The 25,723-nt window shown below is 72.5% G+C and carries 23 protein-coding genes; 17 read left to right on the top strand and 6 right to left on the bottom strand.

The window, feature by feature from the left end; translation table 11 throughout:
* Nucleotides 1-105 precede the first annotated feature (105 nt).
* Together ACQPZK_RS18055 and ACQPZK_RS18050 are read right to left on the bottom strand one after the other, a co-directional pair.
* Entirely contained in the window at nucleotides 106-525 is a 420-nt protein-coding gene (locus ACQPZK_RS18055; protein WP_433534094.1) for a PPOX class F420-dependent oxidoreductase, read from the bottom strand.
* Nucleotides 526-629: 104 nt separating this feature from the next.
* Entirely contained in the window at nucleotides 630-1,040 is a 411-nt protein-coding gene (locus tag ACQPZK_RS18050; RefSeq protein ID WP_433534093.1) for a VOC family protein, read from the bottom strand.
* A 120-nt stretch (nucleotides 1,041-1,160) separates the two neighbouring features.
* Here ACQPZK_RS18050 and ACQPZK_RS18045 point away from each other — a divergent pair, with 120 nt between their 5' ends.
* The 4 genes from ACQPZK_RS18045 to ACQPZK_RS18030 all read left to right on the top strand — a co-directional run bounded on the left by ACQPZK_RS18045 (nucleotide 1,161) and on the right by ACQPZK_RS18030 (nucleotide 5,448).
* Entirely contained in the window at nucleotides 1,161-2,069 is a 909-nt protein-coding gene (locus ACQPZK_RS18045) for an NAD-dependent epimerase/dehydratase family protein (RefSeq protein ID WP_433534092.1), read from the top strand.
* Between the two features lie 53 nt (nucleotides 2,070-2,122).
* Entirely contained in the window at nucleotides 2,123-3,322 is a 1,200-nt protein-coding gene (locus ACQPZK_RS18040) for a low temperature requirement protein A (RefSeq protein WP_433534091.1), read from the top strand.
* A gap of 158 nt (nucleotides 3,323-3,480) precedes the next feature.
* Nucleotides 3,481-4,386: an acetyltransferase gene (locus tag ACQPZK_RS18035; RefSeq protein ID WP_433534090.1), complete on the top strand. Its 906-nt coding sequence runs from the start codon at nucleotides 3,481-3,483 to the stop codon at nucleotides 4,384-4,386.
* Nucleotides 4,387-4,464: 78 nt separating this feature from the next.
* On the top strand, nucleotides 4,465-5,448 hold the full coding sequence (locus tag ACQPZK_RS18030) for an alpha/beta hydrolase (RefSeq protein ID WP_433534089.1): 984 nt from the start codon (nucleotides 4,465-4,467) through the stop codon (nucleotides 5,446-5,448).
* 45 nt (nucleotides 5,449-5,493) lie between these two features.
* On the opposite strand, the gene ACQPZK_RS18025 is transcribed toward ACQPZK_RS18030, so the two are convergent.
* On the bottom strand, nucleotides 5,494-6,585 hold the full coding sequence (locus tag ACQPZK_RS18025; RefSeq protein ID WP_433534088.1) for an aldo/keto reductase: 1,092 nt from the start codon (nucleotides 6,583-6,585) through the stop codon (nucleotides 5,494-5,496).
* A gap of 109 nt (nucleotides 6,586-6,694) precedes the next feature.
* Here ACQPZK_RS18025 and ACQPZK_RS18020 point away from each other — a divergent pair, with 109 nt between their 5' ends.
* The 13 genes from ACQPZK_RS18020 to ACQPZK_RS17960 all read left to right on the top strand — a co-directional run bounded on the left by ACQPZK_RS18020 (nucleotide 6,695) and on the right by ACQPZK_RS17960 (nucleotide 21,715).
* Entirely contained in the window at nucleotides 6,695-7,324 is a 630-nt protein-coding gene (locus tag ACQPZK_RS18020; protein ID WP_433534087.1) for a TetR/AcrR family transcriptional regulator, read from the top strand.
* Nucleotides 7,321-8,058 carry an alpha/beta fold hydrolase gene (locus ACQPZK_RS18015; protein WP_433534086.1) on the top strand — a complete coding sequence of 246 codons (738 nt, stop codon included), beginning with the start codon at nucleotides 7,321-7,323 and terminating at the stop codon, nucleotides 8,056-8,058. The genes ACQPZK_RS18020 and ACQPZK_RS18015 overlap by 4 nt, the downstream gene beginning before the upstream one ends.
* Before the next feature lie 229 nt (nucleotides 8,059-8,287).
* The gene (locus tag ACQPZK_RS18010; protein WP_433534085.1) at nucleotides 8,288-9,934 is read left to right on the top strand and encodes an ABC-F family ATP-binding cassette domain-containing protein; all 1,647 of its coding nucleotides are present in this window, start codon (nucleotides 8,288-8,290) and stop codon (nucleotides 9,932-9,934) included.
* Nucleotides 9,935-10,099: 165 nt separating this feature from the next.
* The gene (locus ACQPZK_RS18005) at nucleotides 10,100-11,191 is read left to right on the top strand and encodes a LacI family DNA-binding transcriptional regulator (RefSeq protein WP_433534084.1); all 1,092 of its coding nucleotides are present in this window, start codon (nucleotides 10,100-10,102) and stop codon (nucleotides 11,189-11,191) included.
* Nucleotides 11,188-12,123, top strand: coding sequence for a carbohydrate ABC transporter permease (locus ACQPZK_RS18000; protein ID WP_433534083.1), 936 nt, complete (start codon nucleotides 11,188-11,190; stop codon nucleotides 12,121-12,123). The genes ACQPZK_RS18005 and ACQPZK_RS18000 overlap by 4 nt, the downstream gene beginning before the upstream one ends.
* A gap of 1 nt (nucleotide 12,124) precedes the next feature.
* Nucleotides 12,125-12,964 carry a carbohydrate ABC transporter permease gene (locus ACQPZK_RS17995; protein ID WP_433534082.1) on the top strand — a complete coding sequence of 280 codons (840 nt, stop codon included), beginning with the start codon at nucleotides 12,125-12,127 and terminating at the stop codon, nucleotides 12,962-12,964.
* 37 nt (nucleotides 12,965-13,001) lie between these two features.
* Entirely contained in the window at nucleotides 13,002-14,294 is a 1,293-nt protein-coding gene (locus ACQPZK_RS17990; protein WP_433534081.1) for an ABC transporter substrate-binding protein, read from the top strand.
* Nucleotides 14,295-14,298: 4 nt separating this feature from the next.
* Entirely contained in the window at nucleotides 14,299-15,468 is a 1,170-nt protein-coding gene (locus tag ACQPZK_RS17985) for an ADP-ribosylglycohydrolase family protein (RefSeq protein ID WP_433534080.1), read from the top strand.
* A complete protein-coding gene (locus tag ACQPZK_RS17980) occupies nucleotides 15,465-16,829 on the top strand; it encodes an ADP-ribosylglycohydrolase family protein (protein ID WP_433534079.1) in 1,365 nt (454 codons plus the stop codon). Before ACQPZK_RS17985 ends, ACQPZK_RS17980 begins: the two co-directional genes overlap by 4 nt.
* Nucleotides 16,826-17,764: a ribokinase gene (locus tag ACQPZK_RS17975; RefSeq protein WP_433534078.1), complete on the top strand. Its 939-nt coding sequence runs from the start codon at nucleotides 16,826-16,828 to the stop codon at nucleotides 17,762-17,764. Before ACQPZK_RS17980 ends, ACQPZK_RS17975 begins: the two co-directional genes overlap by 4 nt.
* Nucleotides 17,761-19,710, top strand: coding sequence for an SUMF1/EgtB/PvdO family nonheme iron enzyme (locus ACQPZK_RS17970; protein WP_433534077.1), 1,950 nt, complete (start codon nucleotides 17,761-17,763; stop codon nucleotides 19,708-19,710). Before ACQPZK_RS17975 ends, ACQPZK_RS17970 begins: the two co-directional genes overlap by 4 nt.
* Complete coding sequence (locus ACQPZK_RS17965; protein ID WP_433534076.1) at nucleotides 19,707-20,894, top strand: CaiB/BaiF CoA transferase family protein; 1,188 nt, start codon at nucleotides 19,707-19,709, stop codon at nucleotides 20,892-20,894. Before ACQPZK_RS17970 ends, ACQPZK_RS17965 begins: the two co-directional genes overlap by 4 nt.
* Nucleotides 20,894-21,715 carry an HpcH/HpaI aldolase/citrate lyase family protein gene (locus ACQPZK_RS17960; protein WP_433534075.1) on the top strand — a complete coding sequence of 274 codons (822 nt, stop codon included), beginning with the start codon at nucleotides 20,894-20,896 and terminating at the stop codon, nucleotides 21,713-21,715. Before ACQPZK_RS17965 ends, ACQPZK_RS17960 begins: the two co-directional genes overlap by 1 nt.
* A 15-nt stretch (nucleotides 21,716-21,730) precedes the next feature.
* On the opposite strand, the gene ACQPZK_RS17955 is transcribed toward ACQPZK_RS17960, so the two are convergent.
* The 3 genes from ACQPZK_RS17955 to ACQPZK_RS17945 all read right to left on the bottom strand — a co-directional run bounded on the left by ACQPZK_RS17955 (nucleotide 21,731) and on the right by ACQPZK_RS17945 (nucleotide 25,665).
* Nucleotides 21,731-22,327, bottom strand: a complete 597-nt coding sequence (locus ACQPZK_RS17955; RefSeq protein ID WP_433534074.1) for a DUF305 domain-containing protein — start codon at nucleotides 22,325-22,327, stop codon at nucleotides 21,731-21,733.
* Between the two features lie 74 nt (nucleotides 22,328-22,401).
* Complete coding sequence (locus tag ACQPZK_RS17950; protein ID WP_433534073.1) at nucleotides 22,402-23,289, bottom strand: DUF1996 domain-containing protein; 888 nt, start codon at nucleotides 23,287-23,289, stop codon at nucleotides 22,402-22,404.
* 492 nt (nucleotides 23,290-23,781) lie between these two features.
* Entirely contained in the window at nucleotides 23,782-25,665 is a 1,884-nt protein-coding gene (locus ACQPZK_RS17945) for a Xaa-Pro dipeptidyl-peptidase (protein ID WP_433534072.1), read from the bottom strand.
* Nucleotides 25,666-25,723 lie beyond the last annotated feature (58 nt).

The raw sequence follows: 25,723 nt of genomic DNA, 5'->3' as shown, positions 1-25,723 counted from the left end.
GAGGGATCAATCAGAATTAGTAAAGACACTTATCTGATTGATGAAGTTAAGCCGATCACGCTCTGCGGTCAAGAGCCGTCCGTCCGCCACCGCCGCCCCTGTCGGTCAGCCGATCTGGCTGTTGTCCTTCAGCGAGCCCCAGCCGTGCCACCGGTCGATCTCGATCAGGGCGCTGACCCGACCACGATCACGCCGGGGATAGGGATTGCCCGTGTAGTGCCGGGACAACCGGTCGATGTCCGCGAAGTCCTCGTCGGGACGCAGCTCGGCGACGTGCCCGATGATGCTCACGTGGGTGTACCACCCGGCCTCGTCCAGCACCGTGAGGGAGACCCGGGGGTCGTTGCGGACGTGCTCCAGGCGGCGGCGACTCTCGTCCATGTTCACCAGGATCCGGCCGTCCTCCCACAGGTACCAGGTCGCGGCGGACACCGGCTGACCACCATTGCGAAGCGTGGTGATGACAGCCGGGTTCGGCTTCTTGAGCATCTCGACCGCGGCCTCGGGAAGCGGTGGCTTGGACATGGGTCTCCTCCTCGCGTGGAACAGCTACCCCTGCACCGTACGCACCGACGGGCGGTGGTCGGGCGACATGCCGGCCGGTTCGGCGCGGCGGGGGACGCGAGGGCTCAGCGCAGTTCCTGGATGCGGACCATGCTCCCGGCCGGGTCCCGGAAGGCGCAGTCCCGCACGCCGTACGGCTGCTCCGTCGGCTCCTGGACGACCTCGACGTCACCGGACTGCACCTTCTCGAAGGTGGCGTCCAGGTCGCGGGTCGCCAGCAGGATCCACCCGTAGGTGCCCTTGGCCATCATCTCGGCGATGGTGCGTCGCTCGTCCTCGGTGATGCCGGGGTCGGCGGCCGGGGGCGCCAGCAGGATGGACGTGCCGGGCTGATCGACGGGGCCGACGGTGATCCACCGCATCGTGCCCTTCCCGACGTCGCTGCGGACCTCGAAGCCGAGGGCGTCGCGGTAGAAGGCCACCGAGGCGTCCGGGTCGACGTGGGGGAGAACGGTCGTGTGAATGGTGATGTCCATGCTGCTCATGCTAGGTAGGGCCGCCGGCGGTGACTTCTCGATTCCTGATCGATCCGGTGGGCGACCCGCCGGTACGCACCCGCCTGCGGGTCGCCGGAACCAGCCGACGAGGATGGGCTCATGAGCGATCCCGTACTCCCCGGACGTGTCGTCGTCACCGGCGCCACCGGCAAGCTCGGCCGCGCCGTGGTCGCCCACCTGCGCGGCGTCGGCGTCGACGTGCTGGCCGTGGACCGCGTCGGCGGGCGCGACCCCCGCGACGTCGACGGCGAGTTCCTCCTCGTCGACCTGACCGACTACGGGCAGGTGGTCGAGGCGTTCACCGGGGGCGCGGACGAGCACGCCGGTGGCATCGAGGCGGTCGTGCACCTGGCCGCCGTCCCGGCGCCCGGGCTCATGTCCAACGCGGTCACGTTCGCGAACAACTCCGCCGCGACGTACAACGTCTTCGCCGCCGCCCGCGCCGCCGGCATCAGGCGGGTGGTGTGGGCGTCGAGCGAGACGGTGCTCGGGCTGCCGTTCGACACCCCACCGCCGTACGCGCCGGTCGACGAGGAGTACGCGCCCCGGCCGGAGTCGACGTACTCGCTGAACAAGGCCCTCGAGGAGGAGATGGCCCGGCACTTCTGCCGGTGGGACCCGGAGCTGGTCATGGTGGGTCTGCGGTTCTCCAACGTGATGGACGTCGAGGACTACGCGCCGTTCCCCTCGTTCGACGCCGACCCCCGGGCACGGCGGTGGAACCTGTGGGGCTACATCGACTCGCGCGACGGCGCCCAGGCGGTCGAACGGGCTCTCGCGTACGACCGGCCCGGGGCGGACGTCTTCATCATCGCCAACGCCGACACCGTCATGACCCGCCCCAGCGCCAGCCTGATGGCGGAGGTCTACCCGGGCGTCGAGATCCGTAAGGAGCTGGGCGAGCACGAGACCCTGCTCAGCATCGACAAGGCGCGCCGCGTCCTGGGCTACGAGCCCCGGCACTCGTGGCGCGACCACGTCGAGCCCGCTGCGGGCGATCCGGCATAACCACCGGCCGTACCGGGATAAAGTTCCCTCAACCGGTACGAGGGGGTGCGGCCATGCTGACGCGCACCTGGATGCGCGGGCTGGCCGACAGCACGAGCCCGCGTTCGGCCACCGTCCTGGAGCTGTTGTTCGACATCGTCTACGTCTTCGCGCTCGCCCGCCTGGCCGGGCGGGTCGCGGACGACCTGACCATCGTCCGGCACACCCTGCTGTCCGAGGCGGGGCAGACGCTGCTGTTCTTCACGGCGATGTGGATGATCTGGTCGCTGAACGCGTTGCTGGCCAGCACGTACGATCCGCGCCGGGTGGACATCCAGGTCGTCCTCCTCGCCACGATGTTCGGCACGCTGGTGCTGGCGGTCTCGCTGCCGCAGGCGTTCGGTCAGCGGGGCGCGATCTTCGCCGGCACGTACGTCGTCATCCAGCTCGGCAGACCGCTCTACCTGGCGCTCGCCCTCCGGGGGCATCCGGCGCAGATGTTCTCGTACCGGGTGCTGGTCTGGCACTCGGTCTCCGGCGTGCTCTGGATCAGTGGCGGCATCGACGGCGGCCTCGGTCGCGGTGTGCTCTGGACGCTCGCGCTCGGCATCGAGCTCGTCGGCGCGGCCGCCAGCTGGCCCGTGCCGCGTATCGGTCGCGCGCCGATCGCCAGCCTGGTCTCGGTGTCCGAGGTGCACCTCGCCGAGCGGTACAACCAGTTCTTCATGATCGCGCTGGCCGAGGTGGTGCTCGAAGCCGGCGCCGCCGTCAGCTTCCCGGGTTTCTCGACCGAGCGGACCATCGTCCTCGTGTCCGCGTTCGTCGCCACGGTCTCGTTCTGGCGGATCTACTTCTACCACGTGGGCCCGGGTCAGAAGGCCAGCGGCAGCACCGGCGGCGAAGGGCTTCAGCTCTCCCGGCTGGCGAGCTACAGCCTGCTGTTCATCGTCGGTGGCATCATCTGCACCGCCGTCGGGTTCGGGCAGGTCATCGAGGATCCGCACCCGCCCATCGACTGGGCTCTCGTGGTCATCATCTTCGGCGGCCCGGTGCTGTTCCTGATCGGCCGAAGCTACCTGGAGCGCCGGTACTCGGTCGCGCCGCGCTGCCAGATGTTGTTCATCGGCGCCGCGGTGCTGGCGGTGGCGGCCCTGCCGAGCGTCCTGCTCCCACCGGTCGCCGTGACCGGCCTGGCGGCGCTGATCCTGGCCGGGATCGCCGTCGCCGACGGGCGCGCCCACCAGCGCGGCGCGCAGACCAACCCGACGCTGTGATCCGGGGGCGTTGAACGCCGGGGACACCTCCCGTATCGTGGCGGCACGCCGTCGAACCGGAAGGAGGTCAGAACAATGTCCGATGTTCTGCGCCCCCTCCGCGCCCCGGCGTCCACGCGGATCTGACCCGGGGCGCTCGCTTCCCGGAGGGTCACCACATGACCGACGTGCTCATCCGTCCGCTCGTCGCGGGCGAGGAAGATCTGTTCGACTCCATGGTCGATCCGCTGCCCCAACTGCGGCAGATCCCGTACGCCGACGGCATCGCCGGCGGCGGCTACCGGCCCGAGACCACCTGGATCGCCCTGCGCGGCGGCCGGGTCGTCGGCCGGGCGGCCTGGCTCCTCCCACCCGGCGCGGTGGGGGACCCCTGGCTGGAGCGGTTCGACCTGGCCGCCGAGCCGGAGGTGGGGGCCACGCTGCTGCGCGCGGCCCACGAGGCGCTCGGCGGCCCCGGTCACTACTACGCCGCCCTGCCCGCGCACTGGCGACGTCGACCCGAGGTGCTGGCCGTGGTCACCGCACCGATGGAGGCGGCCCGACTCGCCGGCCTGGTCGAGGTGGGTGAGCGGCTGCGCTGCTCGTGGACGGGTACGCCGCTGCCGGCGACCTCCGGCCGCTACACGTTCCGTCCACCCGCCGACGTGGCGGCGATCAACGCCCTGGTCGCCCGGGTCGCCGAGCCCGACATCCTGACCGGCAGGGAGATCGCGCGTGCCGTCGGAGGCGTCGACCTGGCCACCGATCCGGTGGCCTGGCTGGGGGAGTCGCCCGAGAACTGGCGGGTCGCCGTGGCGGACGGGCGGCCGGCGGGGCTGGTCGGGACGGCCGGCGACGCCTGCTACCCGCTGCTGGCGTACCTCGGCCTGTTCGACGACGCGGCGCGCGGTGAGCTGCTGGCCGAGGCGGTCCGGGTGCTCGCCGCCGGTGGCGCGCGGGAGGTGATCGCCGACGTGGACGCCCACCGCGTCGCGGTGCTCGCGGAGCTGGAACGGACCGGGTTCCGGCAGCTCCGCGCGCGCGTGCTGTTCACGCCGCCGAGGGAGGCGGCCGGGACGGCGTAGTCGCTTCGGGTGCGCCCCGGGTCACCGGGGCGCGCCCCCCGCGGCCGTGCCGACGTCCCCTCCTGCCAGGATCTGCCCATGCCGGAGTTCATCACCCTCGTCGTCGGCGGCGCCGCGGCGCTGCTCGCGGCGGCGGTCGCCGGGCTGTACCTCTGGCCGCTGGGGCACCGGAGGCTGCGGCTGGCGCCGGCGTCGCCGCTCGACTTCGCCGCCGCCACCGAGGCCGCCGCGAGCATCACGGCGGCGGAGGCCGCCGATCCGGAGGTACGGCCGCATTCGCGCAGCCGCCTGCTGAGCCACGGCACGCGTACCGCCCGGGCGGTCCTGCTGCTGCACGGCTACACCATGGCGCCGGAGCAGTACGACGAGTTGGCCGAGCTGTTCTTCGCGCGGGGCTACAACGTGTGGATACCGCGAGCCCCGCACCACGGCACCGTCGACCGGCGGGCCCACCACCGGGTCGAGGCCGGCGAGCTGACGGCGTACGCCCAGCAGGCCGTGACGGTCGCGGCGGGCCTCGGCGACGAGGTGGGTGTCGTCGGCATCTCCGGTGGGGCGGTGCTGGCCACCTGGCTGGCCCAGGTCCGTGGGGACGTCGTACGGCGGCTGCTGGTGCTGTCGCCGTTCTTCGGCCCCCGCCAGGGACCGGCGTTCGCGGTCCGGCCCCTCATCACGCTGTACGGGCGGCGCGTCCTGCGCGACCGGGTCACCGCTCGCGGCTACTCGCTCGCGGCGGTCACGCGGTACCTGACGATCGTGCGGTCGCTGCCGCGCCCGCCGCGACGGACCGACCTCGTGAGCGCGGCCGTGGCGATCAGCCCGCTCGACACCGTGGTGGATCCCGCCGCGGCGGTGCGGGTGCCTCGCCGGATCGCGCGGGCGAACGGTATCGACCTGCGGGTGTACGCCCTGCCCGAGGCGCTGGGAGTTGGCCACAACACCCTCGCCCTGACCGCGCTCGGCGACGAGGCCGCCGACGTGTTGGGGCGCTACGTCGACCTCTACGAGGGCGATCCGGCGTCGACGACCGACGCCTCCGACGCCGCGACGGTCGGCGGCTGACGAACGGTGTGCCGAGGGCTCGCCACGGCACACCGTCGCCCGCTTTCAGCTCGCCGCGTTGACGACCGGCGGCGCGTAGCCGGCCGGCTTGTCGCCGACGTGCAGGCCCGGGCTCACCAGCCAGGACTGGTACTGCGGGGTGAACATGCCGTACGGCAGCCCGAGGTTCGGGGCGCTGGCCTCGTCGAGGCGGCGTCGGGCGTCGGCCGGGATCTCGAAGTCCAGGGCTCCGAAGTTGCTGGCGACCTGCTCGGCGCTGCTCGCCCCGATGATCACCGAGCTGACCGCCGGCTGGGTGACCACCCAGTTGATCGCGACCTGCGCCATGGGACGGCCCAGCTCGGTGGCGACCTCCTCCAGGGCCTCGATGACCTTCCAGTCGTCGGGGCTGATCTCCCGTCCCCCGGCGTTGGGCGTGGTCAGCCGGCCGGTCCCGCTCAGGCCCTCGCTGGTACGGCGGTACTTGCCGCTGAGCAGGCCGCCGCCGATCGGGCTGAACGCGGTGATGCCCATGCCCAGGGTCTGGGCCATCGCCGTGTACTCCGCCTCGATGTGCCGGCCCACCAGCGAGTACGGGAGCTGAAGGTTGATCATCGGGGTCAGCGCGTGCGCCTCGGCGTAGCTCTGTGCCCGGGCCGCGTACCAGGCCGGCACGTCGGACAGCCCGGCGTACCGGATCTTGCCGGCGCGTACCAGGTCGTCGAAGGTCCGCACGACCTCCTCGGCCGGGGTGATCCGATCCCAGGTGTGCAGCAGGTACAGGTCGATGTAGTCGGTGCCGAGGCGGCGCAGGGACGCCTCGACGGCGCGCATGATGTGCTTGCGGCCGTTGCCGCTGGCGTTCGGGTCGCCCGGGTCGACGCTGTAGGTGAACTTGCTGCTGAGCACGAGCCGTTCCCGTACGCCGGCACGGTCGATCAGGCGGCCGAGGATCTTCTCGCTCTCCCCGGCGGTGTAGAAGTCCGCCGTGTCGACGAAGTTCCCGCCCGCCTCGAGATACTGCCGGAAGATCAGCTCGGACTCCTCCTCGGTCTTGCCGTACGCGGCGTGGAAGCCGTCGACACCGAAGTTCATCGTGCCTAGCGCGAGTCGGCTCACCCGCAGGCCGGACCGTCCGAGCAGGTAGTACTGGTTCATCGTCGAGTCCTCCTGGTCGCTGTGCGGGCCTCGGAGCGGGCCGCGCGTCAACGACCTTGGCTCGCCAAAAATGGACCCGCAAGTCCAGAACCCGAGCTAGGGTGGGGCCATGACTCGCGCGTTGACCCGCAAGGGCGAGGCGACCCGTGCGCGGATCGTCGCCGGCGCCGCCGCCGAGATCCGTGAGCGCGGCGTCGACGAGGTACGCCTCGAAGATGTGATGGCCCACACCGGCACCAGCAAGGGCCAGCTCTTCCACTACTTCCCGGACGGCAAGGAGGAGCTGCTGCTCGCGGTGGCCCAGCACGAGGCCGACCAGGTGCTCACCGACCAGGAGCCGATGCTCAGCAACCTGACCTCCTGGGCGGCCTGGCAGGCGTGGCGGGACCGGCTCATCGAGCGTTACCGCGCCCAGGGCGTGAAGTGCCCGCTCAACGGCCTGCTCGGCCAGACGGGCCGGCGCGCGCCGGGTGCCCAGGCGATCGTGACCGGGCTCATGTGGCGCTGGCAGGACAAGATCGCCGAAGGCGTCCGGCACATGCAGTCGACCGGGGACATCGCCCCCGAGGTGGACGCCGAGCGCGCGGCCGCGGCACTGCTGGCCGGCATCCAGGGCGGCGTCCTGCTGCTGCTCTCCACCGGGAGGACCGACCACCTGGAGGCCGCCCTCGACCTGACCATCGAACGCCTGCGGGCGAGCCGCCGAGATGACCGAGACCCGGAAGAGGTACGGCAGTGAACGACGACGACAACCGACCGCCGTTGGTCCTGATCCACGGCCTGACCTACGACCGGAGGCAGTGGGATCCGGTCCGGCGTGAGCTCGCGACGCTCGACCCGCGGCGGCAGATCCTCGCCCTGGACCTGCCCGGTCACGGCGACGCGCCCCGGCGGGACTCCTACCGGATGGCCGAGGTCGCCGAGGTCGTGCACACCCAGGTGACCGAGGCGGGTCTCGCCGCGCCCGTCGTGGTGGGGCACTCGGTGGGCGCGGTCGTCGCCACGACGTACGCGGCGCGTCATCCGGTGCGGGGTGTGGTCAACCTGGACCAGATCCTGCTGCCCGGCCCGTTCGGCGCCGCCGTACGCCAGGCCGAGCCGACGCTGCGCGGCCCGCAGTGGCGGCAGGTGTGGGACCGCATGCTGGCCGGCATGGGCATCGAGTCGTTGCCCGCCGAGGCGCGGACGATCGTCACCACCGCGACCGATCCCCGGCCGGATCTGCTGCTGGGCTACTGGGGCGAGATCCTGCACTCCACCGACGAGGGCATCGCCGCCGAGCGGTCCGATGACCTGCGGTCGATCGCCGAGCGGGACGTTCCCTACCGCTGGGTCACCTCGTCCGAGCCGCCGGCTCGTTACCTCGCCTGGCTGACGGGGGTTCTGCCGCAGGTCGAGGTCACCGTGTTGCCCGGTAGCCACTTCCCGCACCTCGCGGAACCGGCGACGATTGCCCGGTTGCTGGTGAGCTGAGCGCCAGGCGGGGCGAGAGGATGGCCGGCCCGGAGCCGGCTATCCTTGCCGCCGACATCGCCGGAGATCGGAGCAGACGTGGCAGGTGACGACGACATCTCCGGGTGAGCACCCGGACCGGCCGCCGACCGGCGCGTGATCGCGCCGCTGTCGCCGCGGCCTCCGTCGTCATGCCCTGCTCCCGCCGGGTCGCCCGCGTGCGCCCGGGTCGTCGTCCTCCGGAGTCCCCATGTCTGCTCGACCTGCCCTCGTCGCTCAGGACGTCGTGCGCGTCCGCGGCGCCCGCCGCGTGCTCGACGGCGTCTCCCTGACCGCCGCGCCCGGTCACCGGATCGGCCTGATCGGTGCGAACGGCACCGGCAAGACCACCCTGTTACGGGTGCTGGCCGGCGTCGACGAACCCGATTCCGGCCACGTCACCCGTCCGCCGGACGTCGGGTTCCTGCACCAGGAGATGCCCTTCACCCCGTCCGTGACCATCGCCGGCGTCCTCGACGACGCGCTGCGCGAGGCCCGCGCGGACCTGGCCGAGCTGGACCGGCTGGCCATCACCCTCGCCGACGCGCCGCAGGGCACCGAGGAGCACGAACGGCTGCTCACCGCGTACGGCGCGGTACTGGAACGGGCGCAGGACCGCGACGCCTGGGACGCCGACCGGCAGGCCCGGACGGTGCTCGACGGGCTCGGCCTCGGCGGGATACCCCACGACCGGACGGTGGACGCCCTCTCCGGTGGCCAACGGGGCCGCCTCGCACTCGCGGCCATGCTGATCCGTCGGCCGAGCGCGCTGCTGCTCGACGAGCCCACCAACCATCTCGACGACACGGCGGCGGCGTTCTGCGAGGAGCGGCTCCGGGCAATGCCCGGCGTGGTCGTGGTGGCCAGCCACGACCGCGCCTTCCTGGACGCGGTGTGCACCGACGTCGTCGACCTGGACCCGGCGATCGAGGGGTCGGTCCGCTACGGCGGTGGTTACACCGCGTACCTGACCGCGAAGCGCGCCGAGGCGCACCGGTGGCGTCGGCGCTACGACGAGGAGCAGGCGCTCCTGGCCGATCTGCGGGAGGCCGCCGCCGTGACCGGGCATCAGGTCGCCCACGGCCGCGGGCCGCGCGACCGCGAGAAGATGGGGTACGGGCACACCGCCGGCCGGGTGCAGAACCAGATCTCCCGCCGCGTCCGGGACGCCACCCGTCGATTGGAGGCGATCGAGCGGGACCGGATCCCCGAGCCGCCCGAGCCGTTGCGCTTTCACCCGTCCACTCTCGCCACCGGTGACGGCGACGACATGATCGTCCGGGCGGAAGGCCTGGAGGTTCCCGACCGGGTGCGGGTGGAGCGCCTGGAACTCACGGCCCGCGACCGACTGCTGGTAACCGGCCCCAACGGCGCGGGCAAGTCGACCCTGCTCGCCGTTCTCGCCGGTAACCTGACCTGCTCCGGCACGCTGTGGCGACGAGCGGGCCTGCGGGTCGGCCGACTGGGGCAGGACAGTGAGTTCGCGGACGCGCGGCGCACGGCCCGGCACATCTTCGACACGACCGTCGGGGTACGACGGGCCGAGGCGGTGCCGCTGTCGTCGCTCGGCCTGCTCGCGGCGGCGGACCTCGACCGCCCGGTCGCCGACCTGTCGGTGGGTCAGCGCAGGCGGCTCGCCCTGGCGGTGCTCGTCGCTGACCCGCCGGAGCTGCTGCTCCTGGACGAGCCCACGAACCACCTCTCGCCGACGCTCTGCGACGAGTTGGAGGACGCACTGAGCTCCAGCCCCGGCGCCATCGTGGTGGCCAGTCACGACCGCCACCTCCGTACCCACTGGCAGGCCCGCCACCTCCCCCTCCACCTCCACTCCGCCACGCCCGCCGATCTCGAGCGGTGATCAAGAGGTTCGCGTCACGACACGCCGGGTGTGCCGACGCGAACCTCTTGATCACCGAGGTCGGACGAGGTTGGAAACGTTTTCGTAACGAGGGGTTGACCTCTCCGACGCAGCGGTAGCAGACTCCCCGGAAACGTTTACAGCTATCGGGTGGAGGTGCCGGACGTGGGTCGTAAACGTTTACAGGAACCAGTGGACGGCCGCCCCACAGTGCACACCGTCGCCGCCCGCGCCGGCGTCTCCATCGCGTCCGCCTCGCGGGTGCTCAACGGCGTCGGCGGCAGCCCAGAGACGATCCGCAAGGTCCGCGAGGCCGCGGCGGAGGTCGGCTACGTGCCCAACGCGATCGCCCGGTCGCTCCAGTCGCAGCGCACCGGCCTCGTCGCGCTCGCCGTCGAGGACATCGGCAACCCGGTGTATGTGGAGATGATGCGTGCCATCGAGGCCGTCGTCGCCGGCTCGGGGCGGCAGCTCCTGGTGCACGCCACCGGCGGACGGATCGACAACGAGACCGCGCTGCTGCGGCGGCTCGCCAACCGCTACGTCGACGGGATGATCGTCTCGCCGATCCGGGTCACCGACGACCACCTGACCGCCCTCGTGGACAGTCCGGTGCCGGTGGTCGTGGTCGGTCAGCTCGCCGCGGACGCCCCGGTCGACAACGTACGCACCGACTCCCGGCACGGCATGGCGCTGGCGGTGGACCACCTCGTCGCCACCGGCCGACAGCGGATCGGCTTCGTCAACGGTCCACTCGACACCGTCCCGGGCACGGCCCGGGACGCCGGTTTCCGGGCCGCTCTGGCCCGGCACGACATCCCGGTCGACGAGCGGCTGATCGAGGTCGGCGACTTCCAGTACGCCGCCGGACGGGACGCCACCGAAAGGTTGCTCGCCCGCGCCGAACCCGATGCCCTGGTCTGCGCCAACGACCTCATCGCGGTCGGCGCGCTGCACGCCCTGCTCGCCGCCGGACGGCGGGTGCCGCAGGACGTCGCCCTGGTCGGCATGGACGACACCGAACTTGCTCGGATGATGTTCCCCCAGCTCTCCAGCGTCTCGCTCGGATCCGCCGAACGCGGTCGCCGGGCCGCGGAACTGCTCCTGCAGCGCATCGCCGACGCGGCCCTGCCACCGCGCCGTGAACAGGTGCCGCCCAGCCTCAGCATCCGCGCGTCCAGCGCCGCGACACTGCCCGCTCCCCGGCCCGGCGACCCGCCCACCACCCACCCGTTTACCGAAGGGGTGACCGCATGACCGCCCTGGCCGAGCGGCCGGACGTCGAGCGGGCCGGACCGGTCCGCCGGCCGAGCCGGTTCCGCTCCGACCGCACCACCATCTACCTGCTTCTGCTGCCGTCGCTGCTGCCGATCCTGGTGCTGTCGGTGTTCCCGCTGCTGCGCGGCATCTACCTCGGCTTCACCGATGCCCGGGCCGGGCGCAACGTCGAGGTCAGCTTCACGGGCCTGGCGAACTACCGGGAACTCCTCGGCGACGAGCTGTTCTGGAACTCGTTCAGGATCGGCCTGCTCTGGGCGGTCGGGGTGACCGTCCTGCAGTTCCTGCTGGCCCTCGGGCTGGCCCTGCTGCTCAACCAGCAGCTGCGGTTCCGGGGCGTGGCCCGGGTGCTGGCCGTGGTGCCGTGGGCGATGCCGCCGGTCGTGGTGGGCATCCTGTGGAAGCTCGTCTACCACCCGGACGCCGGCCTGATCAACGAGTTCCTCCACCGCGTCGGCGCGGACGGGCTGCGCAGCAACTGGCTGGGCGACTTCAGCACCGCCCTGCCCGCCGTGATCCTCGTCGGGGTGTGGGCGGGCATGCCGCAGACCACAGTGGTCCTGCTCGCCGGCCTCCAGGGCGTGGGTCGCGAGCTGCACGAGGCGGCGGCCGTGGACGGGGCCAGCACGTGGCACCGCTTCCGGCACGTCACGCTGCCCGCCCTGGCCCCGGTGATCGTGGCGATCACCTCGCTGGACTTCATCTGGAACTTCAACTCGTTCGGCCTGGTCTACGTGCTGACCGCCGGCGGACCGGGCGGCAAGACCATGCTGCCGATGCTCTTCGCGTACGAGGAGGCGTTCCGCTACGGCAACTACGGCTACGCGGCGGCGCTCGGCAACGTCATGGTCGTCATCATCGTCGCGCTGCTCGCCGTCTATCTCCGTCGCCGGCTCAGGGAGGCGAACTGACATGTTCGGAAAACCGAGTCGCACCAGCCGGACACTGCAGTACCTGGCGCTCGCCGGCTACCTGATCTTCCTCGGGTTCCCGCTCGTGTGGCTGCTGTCCACGGCGTTCAAACCGCCGCGCGAGCTGGTCCGGCTGCACCCGACGCTGATACCGGACAACCCGACGCTGCAGAACTTCGTGCAGGCCTTCACCGAGCAGGAGCTGGGCCGGGCGGCGCTCAACAGCCTCCAGGTCTCGCTCGCCTCGGCCGTACTGACCGTGCTGGTCGCCATGCCCGCGTCGTACGCCCTCGCCCGGTTCCGCTCCAAGCTCGGCACCGCCGCGCTGGGCTGGGTGCTGCTGTCGCAGCTCTTTCCGTTCGTGCTGCTGATCATCCCGATCTTCCTGGTGCTGCGGCAGGTCGGCCTGGCCAACACGCACGCCGGACTGGTGCTGATCTACGTGGTCTGGGCGCTGCCGTTCGCGCTGTGGATGTTGCAGGGCTTCGTCCGCAACATCCCCCGGGAACTGGAGGAGGCGGCCTCGGTCGACGGCGCGAGCCGGGTACAGGTGCTGCGCCGGGTGGTGTTCCCGCTGCTCGCCCCGGGCATCGTGGCGACCGCCCTGTTCTCGTTCATCTCGGCCTGGAACGAGTTCTTCTTCGCCCTGGTCCTGATCAAGACTCCGGAGCTGGCCACCCTGCCGGTCGCGCTGGCCCGGTTCGTCGGCATCGAGGGCACCGCCCGACTGGGCCCGCTGGCCGCCGGCTCGCTGCTCGCCACCCTGCCCAGCCTGATCTTCTTCGCGTTCATGCAGCGCCGGCTCTCGTCCGGTTCGCTCGCGGGCGCGGTCAAGGGCTGAGCGTCCCCCCGAACCACCACCAAGGAGGTAACCCCCCATGCTTCGTACCCGATTCCGTCGACTCGCGGCGGCCGCCGCGGTCGCGGTCGTCGGCCTCGGCGCGCTCAGCGCGTGCGGGTCCGGCGGCGACGACGAGGCCGCGTCCGGCCCCGCCAAGCTGCGCTTCCTCAGCCTCGCCTGGCAGAAGGAGTCGCTCCAGGTCAACAAGGACCTGGTCGCCAAGTGGAACGCCGAGCACCCGGACATCCAGGTCGAGTACGTGCAGGGTGACTGGAACTCGGTCCACGACCAGCTGCTGACGTCGTTCGAGGGCGGCGACGCGCCGGACATCGTGCACTACGAGGCCTCGTCGATCGGCGAGTTCAGCAAGCAGGGCTACCTGGCCGACCTGTCCGACCTGGTCTCCGACGACCTCAAGGGGCAGATCGACAAGGGCATCTGGGACACCGCCACCACCGATGGCAAGGTCACCGGCGTGCCGTTCCTGCTGGAGTCGCAGGTCGTGATCGCCAACAAGAAGCTGCTCGACGCCGCCGGTGTCGCGGTGCCACCCGCCGACGGTGGCTGGACCTGGGACGAGTTCCAGGCCAACGCGCAGAAGCTCACCAAGCCCGGCCAGTACGGCGCGGCCTGGGCGCTGAAGTCGCCGACCAACCGGGTGCTCAACCTGGCGCTCAACTACGACGGGAAGTTCTTCTACTCCGACGGCGGACGCACCGAGGTCAAGGTCGGCGACGCGGAGAAGGAGGTCCCGAAGCGAATCCACGACATGCTCTACACCGCCAAGTCGGCCTCCCCCGAGGCGCTCGGCATGAGCGGCGCGGACACCCTGCCCGGCTTCTTCGGCGGCAAGTACGCGATGCTCCCCGGCTCGGTGTCCCTGCGCCAGCAGATGGTCGAGCAGGCCCCGGCGGGCTTCGAGTGGGTCACCCTGCCCCCGATCAAGGGAATGTCCAGCAAGCAGGCGGCCAACCCGCAGACACTGTCGATCTCCGAGGACAGCACGCACAAGAAGCAGGCCGCGCAGTTCCTGGAGTACTTCCTCAACCCGACCAACATGGCCGCCCTGGCCAAGGGTGACTGGCTGGTGCCGACCGGCAAGCAGGCCAACGAGGAGCTGGTCAAGCTGACCGCCGGCAAGCAGGGCTGGGACGTCGCGGCGGACAGCGCCGCCGACCTCACCGTCGCCCCGTTCCAGCAGGCCGACGGCTACCCGGAGTGGAAGACCAAGTACGCCACCCCGGCCCTCCAGCAGTACTTCGCCAACAAGATCACCCTCGATCAGCTCGGTACGCAGCTGGTCGACGGTGGCAAGCAGGTTCTGAGGTAACGAGATGTCACTCTTGCTCGACACATCGGTTGGTTGCCTGGTCGGCGCCGCGGTCGGAGACGCCCTCGGCGGCGCCACCGAGACGGCCCTGCCCGAGCAGATCCGTACCCGCTTCGGCGGCTGGGTCGAGGGCATCGTGCCCCCGTACCACGCCGACTGGGCGACCGCGCGGCCGCTCGCGCCGTACCACAAGGGCGACGGGCACATCACCGACGACACGTTGATGACCCACGCCCTGGTCCGGGCCTACGCGGCCAAACGGGACCACCTCGACGCGTACGACGTGGTGGAGCTGCTGGTCCCCGACCTGATCGAGCGGGTGGTGCACATCCCCGACCTGGAGCGGGACGGGGTGACCTTCCACCGGCTCGCCGCCGCCGAGCGGTGGTTGGTCACCCGCCTGCACCACGCCCACGCGGATCCGCGTGAGGCCGGGGTCGGCAACATCGTCAACTGTGGCGCGGCCATGTACATGGCCCCGGTCGGCATCGTCAACGCGGGCGACCCGGCCGGGGCGTACGCCGAGGCGGTGGAGATCGCCGGCGCGCACCAGCACAGCTACGGGCGGGAGGCCGCCGCCGTCTTCGCGGCAGCGGTCGCGGCGGCGGCGACCCCCGGCTCGGGCGTCGAGGACGTCGTCGCCGCGGCGCTGGACCTGGCCCGCGACGGCACCCGCGCGGCGATCGACGCGGTGGTCAAGGAGGCCCGGGGTCACGACGACTGGAAGCAGGCCATCGCGGCGCTGCGGGCCGCGGTCGCCCCCTTCGACACGGTGGGGGAGGAGTACCGCAGCCCGGGGCTGGGCGCGCGGCGGCCGAGCCGCCTGCACGCGATCGAGGAGCTGCCCGTGGCGCTCGGCATGCTGGTGGTGGCCGGCGGCGACTTCCGGGCCGCGGTGCTCGGCTCGGTCAACTACGGCCGCGACGCCGACTCCACCGCCACCATGGCGGCCGCGATCGCCGGGGCACTGGGCGGCGCGGACGCGGTGCCGGCGGAATGGTCCGAGGTGGTCGCCACCGCGTCCAGGACCGATCTGGTCGAGCCGGCCCGGGTCCTCGCGGCGGTGGCCGGCGAGGTCTTCGAGCGCGACCAGGCCCGGTTCGCCCGGCGGGCCGACCGCTTCGCCGCGCTGGCCGCCGGCTCTTCCCGGGAGGCTGGGGGCGAGACCCGGTGAGGATCACCTGGGTGCAGCCGGAGGACCTGCTGCCGCACGAGCTGGCGGCCAGCCGGGACGAGGGGCGTGACGTCGCGGCCCTGGCCGAGCGCTGGACGGCGGCCGGCGGCGACCCGACCCCACCGGTCAGCGGGGCGTCGGCGGCGCCGGCGGCACCGGAGCTGCGTGCCCTCGCGGCGGAGCTGCTGGACGCCGCCGACGCGCTGCCCGCCGCCGACACCGCCGACGAGGCCGACGACGTGGCCGGGCTGCGCGCCGGGTGGCCGACTGCCTGGTCACTGCCGACCGAGGTCGCGTACGACCGGCTGCACGGCGCGTGGCTCGGCCGGGCGGTCGGCTGCCTGCTCGGCAAGCCGGTCGAGAAGATCCCCCGCGAGGGCATTCGGGAGATCCTCACGGCGACCGGCCGGTGGCCGCTGCGGGACTGGTTCACCGCCGAGGGCCTGCCGGCCGAGGTCGCCGCCCGCTGGCCGTGGAACCGGCGCAGCGCGCCCACCAGCCTCGCCGAGACCATCGACGGGATGCCCGAGGACGACGACCTGAACTACGCCCTGCTGGCCCTGCGGGTGCTGGAGACGAAGGGCCGGGGCTTCACCAGCGCCGACGTGGCGCAGGCGTGGCTGGACTGGCTGCCCGCCGGGCGGGTCTTCACCGCCGAGCGGGTGGCCTACCGCAACCTGCTGCTCGGGTACGCGCCACCGGACAGCGCCCGCCGGCACAACCCGTTCCGGGAGTGGATCGGCGCGCAGATCCGCACCGACGTGTACGGCTGGGTCAACCCCGGCCGGCCGGACCGGGCGGCCGAGCTGGGCGTCCGCGACGCCGCCGTCAGTCACGTCCGGGGCGGCGTGCACGGGGCGATCTGGGCCGCCGCCCTGGCCGCCGCCGCACCCGTCGCGGCCACGATCGACGAGGTGCTGGACGCCGCCGAGGCGGTGCTCCCGCCGCGCAGCCGGTTCGCCGCGACGGTTCGCGAGGCACGCGCTCTCGGCGCGCAGGCCGACGACTGGGAACGCGTCGTCGACGAACTGTACGAGCGCCACGGCCACCTGCACTGGGTGCACGTCCGCAACAACGCGGCCCTGGTCGCCGCCGCGCTCGCGTACGGCCGGGGTGATCTGGAGCGGTCCGTCACGGCGGTGGTCAGCGGCGGTTGGGACACCGACTCGACCGGCGCGACCGTCGGCGCGGTGACCGGTGCGCTGGCCGGGGCGTCCGGTCTGCCGGCCCGCTGGGTCGACCCGCTGCGCAACCGGCTCGCCAGCAGCATCGCCGGCTTCGACGGGATCGGCTTCGACGAGCTGGCCGAGCGGACCCTCGCCCTGGCGGAGCAGGGCGCGACGGAAGGGAGCGTGGCATGAGCGCACGCGTGGCGGTGGTGGGCAGCAGCAACCTGGACCTCGTGGTCACGGCGTCGCGGCTGCCGGCCCCGGGCGAGACGGTGCTCGGCGGAAACTTCCGGACCGTGCCCGGCGGCAAGGGCGCCAACCAGGCCGTCGCCGCGGCACGCGCCGGCGCCGCCTGCGACTTCGTGGGGGCGGTCGGCGACGACGACTTCGGTACGCGGATGCGGGCCAGCCTCGTCGACGCCGGCGTGGACGTCCGCGGCCTGCGGACCGTCGCCGGCCCGTCCGGCGTCGCGTTGATCGCCGTCGATGCGAACGCGGAGAACTTCATCGTGGTCGCGCCCGGGGCCAACGCCACCCTGACCGAGCTGGACGCCGACGACCGGGCCACGATCGCGGCAGCCGACGTGCTGCTGCTGCAACTGGAGGTGCCGTTGCCGGCGGTGACCCGCGCGGCGGCCTGGGCGCGCGCCGACGGCACCACGGTGGTGCTGAACGCCGCCCCCGCTGCGACGCTCCCCACCGAACTGCTCGATCTGGTCGACGTGCTGGTCGTCAACGAACACGAGGCGGCCGTCGTCGCCGGGGTCACCTCCGACGACCCGCCGGTGCTGTTGGACGCCCTGCTGAAGTTGGTGCCCCGGGTGGTGCTCACCCTCGGCGCGCGGGGCGCCGCGTACGCCGATCGGCACGGCCTGCGCGTCGCGGTGCCGGCCCCCCGGATCGAGGCGGTGGACACCACCGCCGCCGGGGACGCGTTCACCGGCGCACTCGCCGTGGGCTGGGCCGAACGTGGCGACGCCGGCAGCGAGGACGCCGTCACGGCGAGCCTGCGCTGGGCGTGCGCCGCCGGCGCGGCCTGCGCACAGCGACCCGGAGCGTCCACCGCGCTGCCCGACCGGCCGGCGATCGACGCACTCCACGACGCGACCTACCGAGGTGCACCGTGAGCTTCAACCCGTACGTTCCCCGCCCGATCGACCGGCCCACCGAGGTACCGCTGGACGGGCACGCCGACCTGAGCGTTCTGGACGAGGCGAAGATCTTCGCCGCGCCCGGCGACCCGGCGGACTGGCCGGCCTGGCGCGAGCAGATCACCAGGTGGCGGGCCGACGCCCGACGCCGGATCGGCTACACCGGCGAGCACTACGACGAGATCACCGGCGACTGCCTCAGCGTCTGTCTGATCTGGCTGTGGGACGAGACGCTCTACGACCACGAGCGCGGTGTCTTCACCGTCGACGAGTTCCTCGACGCCGCCGGGCGCGACTTCGGCGGCTTCGACGGGGTGGTCCTCTGGCACGCGTACCCGGTGATCGGCCTGGACGACCGCAACCAGTTCGACTGGTACCGGGACGTGCCGGAGCTGCCCGAGGTGGTCCGCGCGTTCCAGCAGCGGGGGGTCCGGGTCTTCGTCGACTACAACCCCTGGGACACCGGCACCCGCCGTGAGCCGGGCGCCGACGCCGAGGAGGTCGCGGCGCTCGCCGGCACGCTCGGCGTCGACGGGGTCTTCCTGGACACCCTCAAGGAGGGCGCCGGGGAGCTGCGCGCCACGCTGGACGCCGTCCGTCCGGGCCTGGTCCTGGAGGGCGAGAGTCGCGTCCCGCTGGCCCGCATCGCCGACCACGCCATGTCCTGGGCGCAGTGGTTCGCCGACTCCGAGGTTCCCGGGGTGCTGCGCGCGAAGTGGTTCGAGCGCCGGCACGTGCTGCACCACACCCGGCGCTGGCACCGCGACCACCTCGACGAGCTGCACTCCGCCTGGCTCAACGGCGTCGGCGTGCTGGTCTGGGAGAGCGTCTTCGGTGTCTGGGTCGGCTGGAACGACCGCGACCGCGCGGTCCTGCGGGCCATGCGCCGGGTCCAGGGCAGCCACGCCGCGTGGTTGCGCGCCGAGGACTGGGTTCCGCTCGCGGACCACCCCGGCGAGGGTCAGGTGTACGCGTCGCGCTGGACGCACGACGGTGAGCCACTGTGGACGGTGGTGAACCGGGGCGCGGACCACGACGGTCCGTGGCTGGTCGTCGACCCCAGCGCCGGGCGACGATTCGTCGACCTGGTCACCGGCGTCGCGCTGACCGTCACCGAGACCGCCGACGGTCGACTCGCGGTGGGTGGACCGCTGGCCGCAGGCGCGGTCGCGGCGGTCGTCCCCGGCGTCGCCGCCGCGCAGCGACACGAGCCGCCCACCGGTGACCCGTCCTTCCCGGCCCGCGCCGCGGTACGGGTCCGCACCCCGTGGGCGCCGCAGCCGCATGTCCCGCCGGGCCTGGTCGCCGTCGACGGCGGCCGGCGGGACCTGGTCGTCCGGCACCGGGTACGGGAGACGGGGCTCTACGGCGAGACGCCCTACGTCGACGAGTGGAAGCCGCTGCCGCCCCGCCTGCACCACATCGGGACGCTGCGGCGCAGTGTCCACCTGGGCCGGTTCGCCATCGCCACTCACGAGGTCACCTACGGCGAGTACGCCGAGTTCCTGCGCGCCACCGGCTACCACCCGGTGCGTCCGGAGCGGTTCACGACGGGTCAGGGGCCGGCCGACGCCCCGGTGACCGGGGTCGAGCTGACCGACGCGCGGGCGTACGCGTCGTGGGCCGGACTGCGACTGCCCACCGAGGACGAGTGGCAGGTGGCCGCCGAGGCCGGGCTGCTGGTCCGGCGCGAACCGCTGGTGTGGAACCTGACCGAGAGCGAACACACCGACGGTCGTACCCGCTTCGTGATCCTCAAGGGGGGCGCCGCGTACCGTGCGCAGGGCTCGGACTGGTACCTCGACGGCGGGCCGCAGCCGGCGGACGTGTCGGTGAAGCTGCTGCTCACCGGCGCCGGTCTCACCCGATCCGACCAGGTCGGTTTCCGCTGCGCGGCCGATCTGCCGGAGGTGACCCGGTGAGCGCGCCGCTGGACGGCATCACGGTCGTCGACCTGGCCACCCTGTTCGCCGGTCCGCTCGCGGCGGCGTTCCTGGGCGACTTCGGCGCGGACGTGATCAAGGTGGAGCATCCGGCCAAGCCGGACCCGTCCCGGGGGCACGGCCCGTCCCGCGACGGCGTCGGGCTCTGGTGGAAGGTGCTCGGCCGCAACAAGCGGACCGTGACCCTCAACCTGTCCGACCCGGAGGGCGCGGAACTGCTGCGCCGGCTGCTCGCCGACGCCGACGTGCTGGTGGAGAACTTCCGACCGGGAACCCTGGAACGGTGGGGGCTCGGCCCGGCCGAGCTGCACGCCGTCAACCCCCGGCTGGTGATCACCCGGATCAGCGGGTTCGGGCAGGTCGGCCCGTACGCCCGCCGGCCCGGCTTCGGCACCCTCGCCGAGGCGATGAGCGGGTTCGCGGCGGCCACCGGGGAAACGGACGGCCCACCGACGCTGCCGCCGTTCGGGCTGGCCGACTCGGTGAGCGCGCTCGCCGCCGCGTACGCCGTCATGCTCGCCCTGCGCGCCCGGGACGTCACCGGCACCGGGCAGGTGGTCGACCTCGCCATCATCGAGCCCATCATGGCGATGCTCGGGCCGCAGATCACCTGGTACGACCAGCTCGGCTACGTCCAGCCACGGCTGGGCAACCGCTCCAACAACAACGCTCCGCGCAACACGTACCGGTGCGCCGACGGACGCTGGGTCGCCGTCTCGACCAGCGCCCAGAGCATCGCCGAGCGGGTGCTGCGGCTGGTCGGCCGGGCCGAGCTGATCGCCGAACCGTGGTTCGCCACCGGCAGCGGCCGGGCCGCCCACGCCGACGAACTGGACGCGGCGGTGAGCGCCTGGGTGGCGCAGCGGGACCGGGACGAGGTGGTGGCCGCGTTCGAGCAGGCGCAGGCCGCTGTCGCGCCGGTCTACGACGTGCGCGACATCCTCGCCGATCCGCAGTACGCGGCGCTGGGCACCGTACGGACCGTTCCCGACGAGGAGCTGGGCGAGGTACGGATGCAGAACGTGCCCTTCCGGCTGGGCGCCACGCCGGGGGAGATCCGGCACGCCGGGCGTCGGCACGGGCAGGACACCGACGCGGTCTTCGGCGCGCTCGGTCTGGACGCCGACGAGCTGGCCGCGCTGCGCGAACGGGGGGTGCTCTGATGCTGCTGAGCCTGCTCTACGTGCCGGGCGACCGTCCGGACCGGTTCGCCAAGGCGGTCGCCTCGGGGGCCGACGCGGTGATCCTCGACCTGGAGGACGCCGTGGTCGCCGGGCGCAAGGCGTACGCCCGGGACGCCGTCGCCGAGTTCCTCGCCGAGGCGCATCCGGTGCCCGTGCAGGTGCGGGTCAACGAGCTGACCGGGCCCGACCTGGACGCGGATCTCGCGGCGGTGGCCGGGCGACCCGGGCTGTCCGGGTTGCGGCTGCCGAAGGTCGAGTCGGCCGCCGTGGTCGCGTCGCTCGCCGAGCGCACCGACGTACCCCTGCACCCGCTGATCGAGTCGGCCCTCGGGCTGGAGTCCGCGTACCCGATCGCCTCGGCCCACCCCGCGGTGGCCTCGATCGGGCTCGGCGAGGCCGACCTGCGCTCGGACCTCGGGGTCAGCGACGACGACGGTCTGGCCTGGGCCCGTGGTCGGGTGGTGGTCGCCGCCCGGGCCGCGGGCCTGACCCCGCCGGCGATGTCGGTGTACGCCGACGTCGTCGACGTCGCCGGTCTGGCCGCGTCGTGCGCGGTGGGCCGGCGGTTGGGTTTCCTCGGCCGGGCGGCGATCCACCCGCGCCAGCTCCCGGTGATCGTCGACGCGTTCCGACCGGTCGAGCGTGAGGTGGCCCGCGCCGAGGAGTTGCTGGCGGCGGTCGCCGAGGCGCAGCAGCGGGACTCCGGGACCGTCGTGCTGCCCGACGGCCGGTTCGCCGACCGGGCCATGGTGGCCGCCGCCCGTCGGACCGTCGACCTGGCCGCCCGCTACGCGGCCTGAGCGTCCCCGGGTCGGTCAGGTCGCGGGCGGGGTCGCTGGTCGGTCGAGCTGGTCGAGGCGGGCGAGGTCGTCGTCGCCGGCTCGGATCACGGCCGCGGCCAGCGCGGTGGTGGCCGGGTGGACTCCGGCCCGCTGCTCGGCGGCGGCGATCTTGACGGCCTGCGCGAGGTGCGCCCGCAGATGCGCCGCGAGCAGCCGCTGGAACGTCTTCCCGCTGGCCGACCGCAGCGCGGCCAGCTCGTCGGCGGTGATCATGCCGGGCATGTCGTGACCCTCGTGCGGGTTGGTCGTCGGCGCGCCGGCCTCGTTGAGCAGGTCGCGCGAGCGGGTCAGGTCGGCCCGGGCGCTCGCCTGGACCTGCGTGGCCAACCGTCGCCAGGTCGGGTCGCTGGTGTGGCTGGGCACGAGGTCCAGCACCGGCAGCAGCCGTTGCGTCATCGCCGCCGTGAGTTGCAGCCAGGCGATGTCGGTGGGGCTGAAGGCGCCGGCCGTCGGGCTCGCGGCGGTCGGTGCGGGGGCCTGCGGTGCCGCGTCGTCCGTGGTGCTCGACGGCCCGCCGGCGCAGCCGGCGACGAGCATCGCCGTCATGAGCAGCGCGACGTGAACGCGCATGCGTCCTCCTTCCGGCGCGGCCTCGGCGTGGAGAGAGGGCGGCCCGGCAGAACCGGGCCGCCCCTTTCGACGGATCAGATGGGTCGGCCGTCGTGGCCGCACTTGATGACCGGACGGATGCAGTCCTGGACGCGGCGGGCCATCTCCGCCGTCGGCCAGGCGTTGAAGAAGTCGCCGTGCATGGTGTAGCCCGGCCCGGAGGCGAGCCGGAAGTGCGACGGGTCGCCGTTGACCGGGTAGCGCAGCACCTGGCGCAACTTCGGCACGTGCACCGGGTGGGTGCTCGGGCAGGCCTGGTTCACCGGGTACGCCAGGTGGCTCTTGTGGTCGGCGGAGTCCAGGTCACGGCCGTTCCAGCACTGCGGGAAGTCCAGGTACGACTCCAGCATCGTGCCGGCCGGGCAGTTCACGAAGTCCTTCGACGGTGGCACCTGACCGGCGTGCAGGCAGGACCAGCGGGCGATGCTGTCGTTCGATCCGGTGGCCTTCGCGTTGCCGGCGACGAGTCGCAGGCCCTGCGGGAACGGCTGGGTGTTGGCCACGACGTCGGAGCGCACACCCTCACCGAGGTAGTAGAACGTGGCGATGGCCGGCTCTACCGCGACGTTGTCGCGGTAGAGGGTCGGCACCCAGTACGACGAGACGTCCACCGCCGGGTTGCAGGTGGTCGTGGACTTCACGAGGTCGGGCAGGGTGGTGGTGGCGTTCGTGACAGTGCTGCCGAAGAAGCTGTGCATGTGTGAGGCTCCCGGCAGCCCGGGGAAGACGATCGGGTCGTCCGGCAACCGGTGGCTGTACGTGCAGTCCGCGGGGAACTCGGCGACCCGGATGACGTTGGCGACCGGGGCGGCGTCGGCCCGGTCGGTGGTCGAGACCAGGTACGTGCCGAGGAGCGTCAGCAGAGCGCCGATCGCCACGGTGAGGCGTAGCCGGCGGTGGGAGAGGGGTGCGGCCCTGTCCATCGTGACTCCTGTCGGGGACGGGTCAGGGGCAACTCCGGTGCCGCCGCCGAAGACAGCGGAGTGTGGCCTGGCCAGACTGGTGGTGGCCCGGTGGGGCCGGTGCGAGAGAGCGCTCTCAGCAGTCCAAGCCTCACCCCGATGTCGAAAGTTGTCAATACGTACCGCAGTTGCTGGAAAAATGACGACCGCACGCTGCCGAACCCGGCCCTTGTTGGTGGTGCGGTGTCGCGGGTCGGCGGAGTCGGCGACCGTGACCACCCTTTGGCGTGATCGACTCCAGATCGCCGAAGTCGGGGCATCCTCGCGCAGGGATAGCCCGACATCACCGACCTGGAGTGGATCACCCGCTGCCTCGCGCGGCCCACGCGAAACGGTCGGAGGCTACGACCTATCCTCCTAGGATGGCGGAGCGGATGTGTTGGCCTGCACCACCAGACGCGGGTGGGGCGGCCCGACGAGTCGTCGAACCGCCCCACCCGTTGACCGAGCCGGTCAGAAGCCGAGTACGCCCCGCCCGCCCACCACGGGGAGTCGCAGCTCGCTGTCGTTCGGGGCGACCCGCAGCTCGGTGCCGCCCAACGGCAACAGCGTGTACTCCTGGTCGCTGGAGAAGACGACCACACCGATGCGGTGGCCCGCCGGGAAGACGTAGTCCTTCGGCTCCATGGTCCACCGGTAGTCGTACAGCTTGCCCTGCTTGACCGGTGCGGTGCGCGCGGCGCTGACGCGGTTCTGCGGGTCCATCCAGCCGCGCGTCACCACGACCGGCGCGGCGGTCGACCCGGCCGGACCGTAGTCGACCAGGTACGCGGTGAGGTTGGCGTCCGGCTTGTTGTCGATCGCCATCCGGAGCCGCATCTCGGGACGGCCGGAGATACGGACGTTCTGGGTCAGCGCGGGGGAGCGGTAGGCGAGCCGGTTGGCGCTGGCCGTGTCCGGGTCGGCGACCAGGGTGTCCGGGTGGATCGTCCGCCCCTCGTCGACGAAGCTCTGCTCGACACGGGCCTTCGGCGGCTTGCCCGTCGTGAGGGTGCCCGGCGCGGTGGCGTCGGTGGCGGCGAACCGGAGCCCGACCTCGCGGGCGGCCGGGTCCGGCCAGTTGGCGTACGTGGTGTACGCCCGGTCCTCGCGCTGGAGCACCGCCGTCGGCTCGTCCATGATGCCGTTGCGCACGTTCCACAGCCAGTAGTCGAACCACCGGTTCTCGGTCTGCTTGTACGTCCAGGTCTGCCCGCTGGGCAGGGTCACCGAGGCGCTGCTGCCCGGCCCGCCGTGCCCGCCCTGGTGCAGCCAGATCTTGCGCGGCACGTGGCGCTTGGCCAGCTCGTCCCACCAGCCGGCGAAGTGTTCGGTCTTGACGTTCCAGTCGTTGAGGCCGTGCACGACGAAGACGCTGGCCTGGACGTTGCGGGCGTCGAGGTAGTCGCGCTCGCGCCAGAACGGCGAGTAGTCGCCGGTGATGCGGTCCTGCTCCTCGGTGATCTGCGCGAGCTCGTCCGCGCAGGGCCCCTCGGCGCGCGCCTGCCCGGCCGTGTACTGGGCCAGGATGTCGAGGTCCTCGCCCTGGAACGTGCCGGGCGCGACGACCAGGCCGTTGGCCCGGTAGTAGTCGTACCAGCTGCTGATCGCCGAGACCGGCACGATGGTCTTCAGGCCCTTGACCCCGGTGGTGGCCACCTGGTTGGGCAGCGTCCCGTTGTAGGAGACGCCGGTCATGCCGACTGCGCCGGTGGTCCAGCCGGCGGTCACCGGGGCGCCGCTGGCGTCGTACCCCTTGGCCCGCCCGTTGAGCCAGTCGATGACGGCCCTGGTGCCGAGCGTCTCGGCCTGGTCGCCGCTGGTCGGGCAGCCGTCCGAGTCACCGGTGCCGACGCTCTGGCCGAGCACCACCGCGTACCCGCGCGGCACGTAGTAGTCGTCGAGCGAGCCGGGCAGGTTGGCCTTGGCCTGGGCGCGCTGCGTGCCGGCGTCGAGCGAGCGCCGGCCGGAGTGGTCGGTCAGGCCGTTCTGCGGCAGGTCGTCGACGAGCACGCTCGGGTACGGCACGTCTCCCCAGGTGCCCTTGCGGTACGGGCTGTGCTCGAAGATGACCGGCACCTTGAAGCCCTCGGTGGCGGTCTCGCGGGGCCGGGAGATGTCGACGGCGACCCGGTCCGGGCGGCCGTCGTGGTCGGTGTCCACCGGGGTCTGGACGTACACCCGCTCCTCGATGGCGTCGGCGAGCGAGAACACCGGTTGGGTCATGCCGTCGGCCACGACGATGCCGGTGGGCGCGGCCGTCGTGGGCCGGGCCGCCGCTGGTGCGGGTGTCGCGCTCAGGACCAGTGCGCCGGATACACCGACGCTGAGAAGTGCCAGATGGCGGGGTCGACGCACGCGCGTCTCCCTTCGGTCGGGCTGGTTGCCGGGTCTCGGCAGGGGCCAATCGCGAAGA

This window comes from Micromonospora sp. CA-249363 (genome assembly GCF_050950185.1).
GTDB lineage: Bacteria > Actinomycetota > Actinomycetes > Mycobacteriales > Micromonosporaceae > Micromonospora.
Note: the sequence above shows the minus strand (reverse complement) of the source record. Positions and strands in the feature narration are given on the sequence as shown.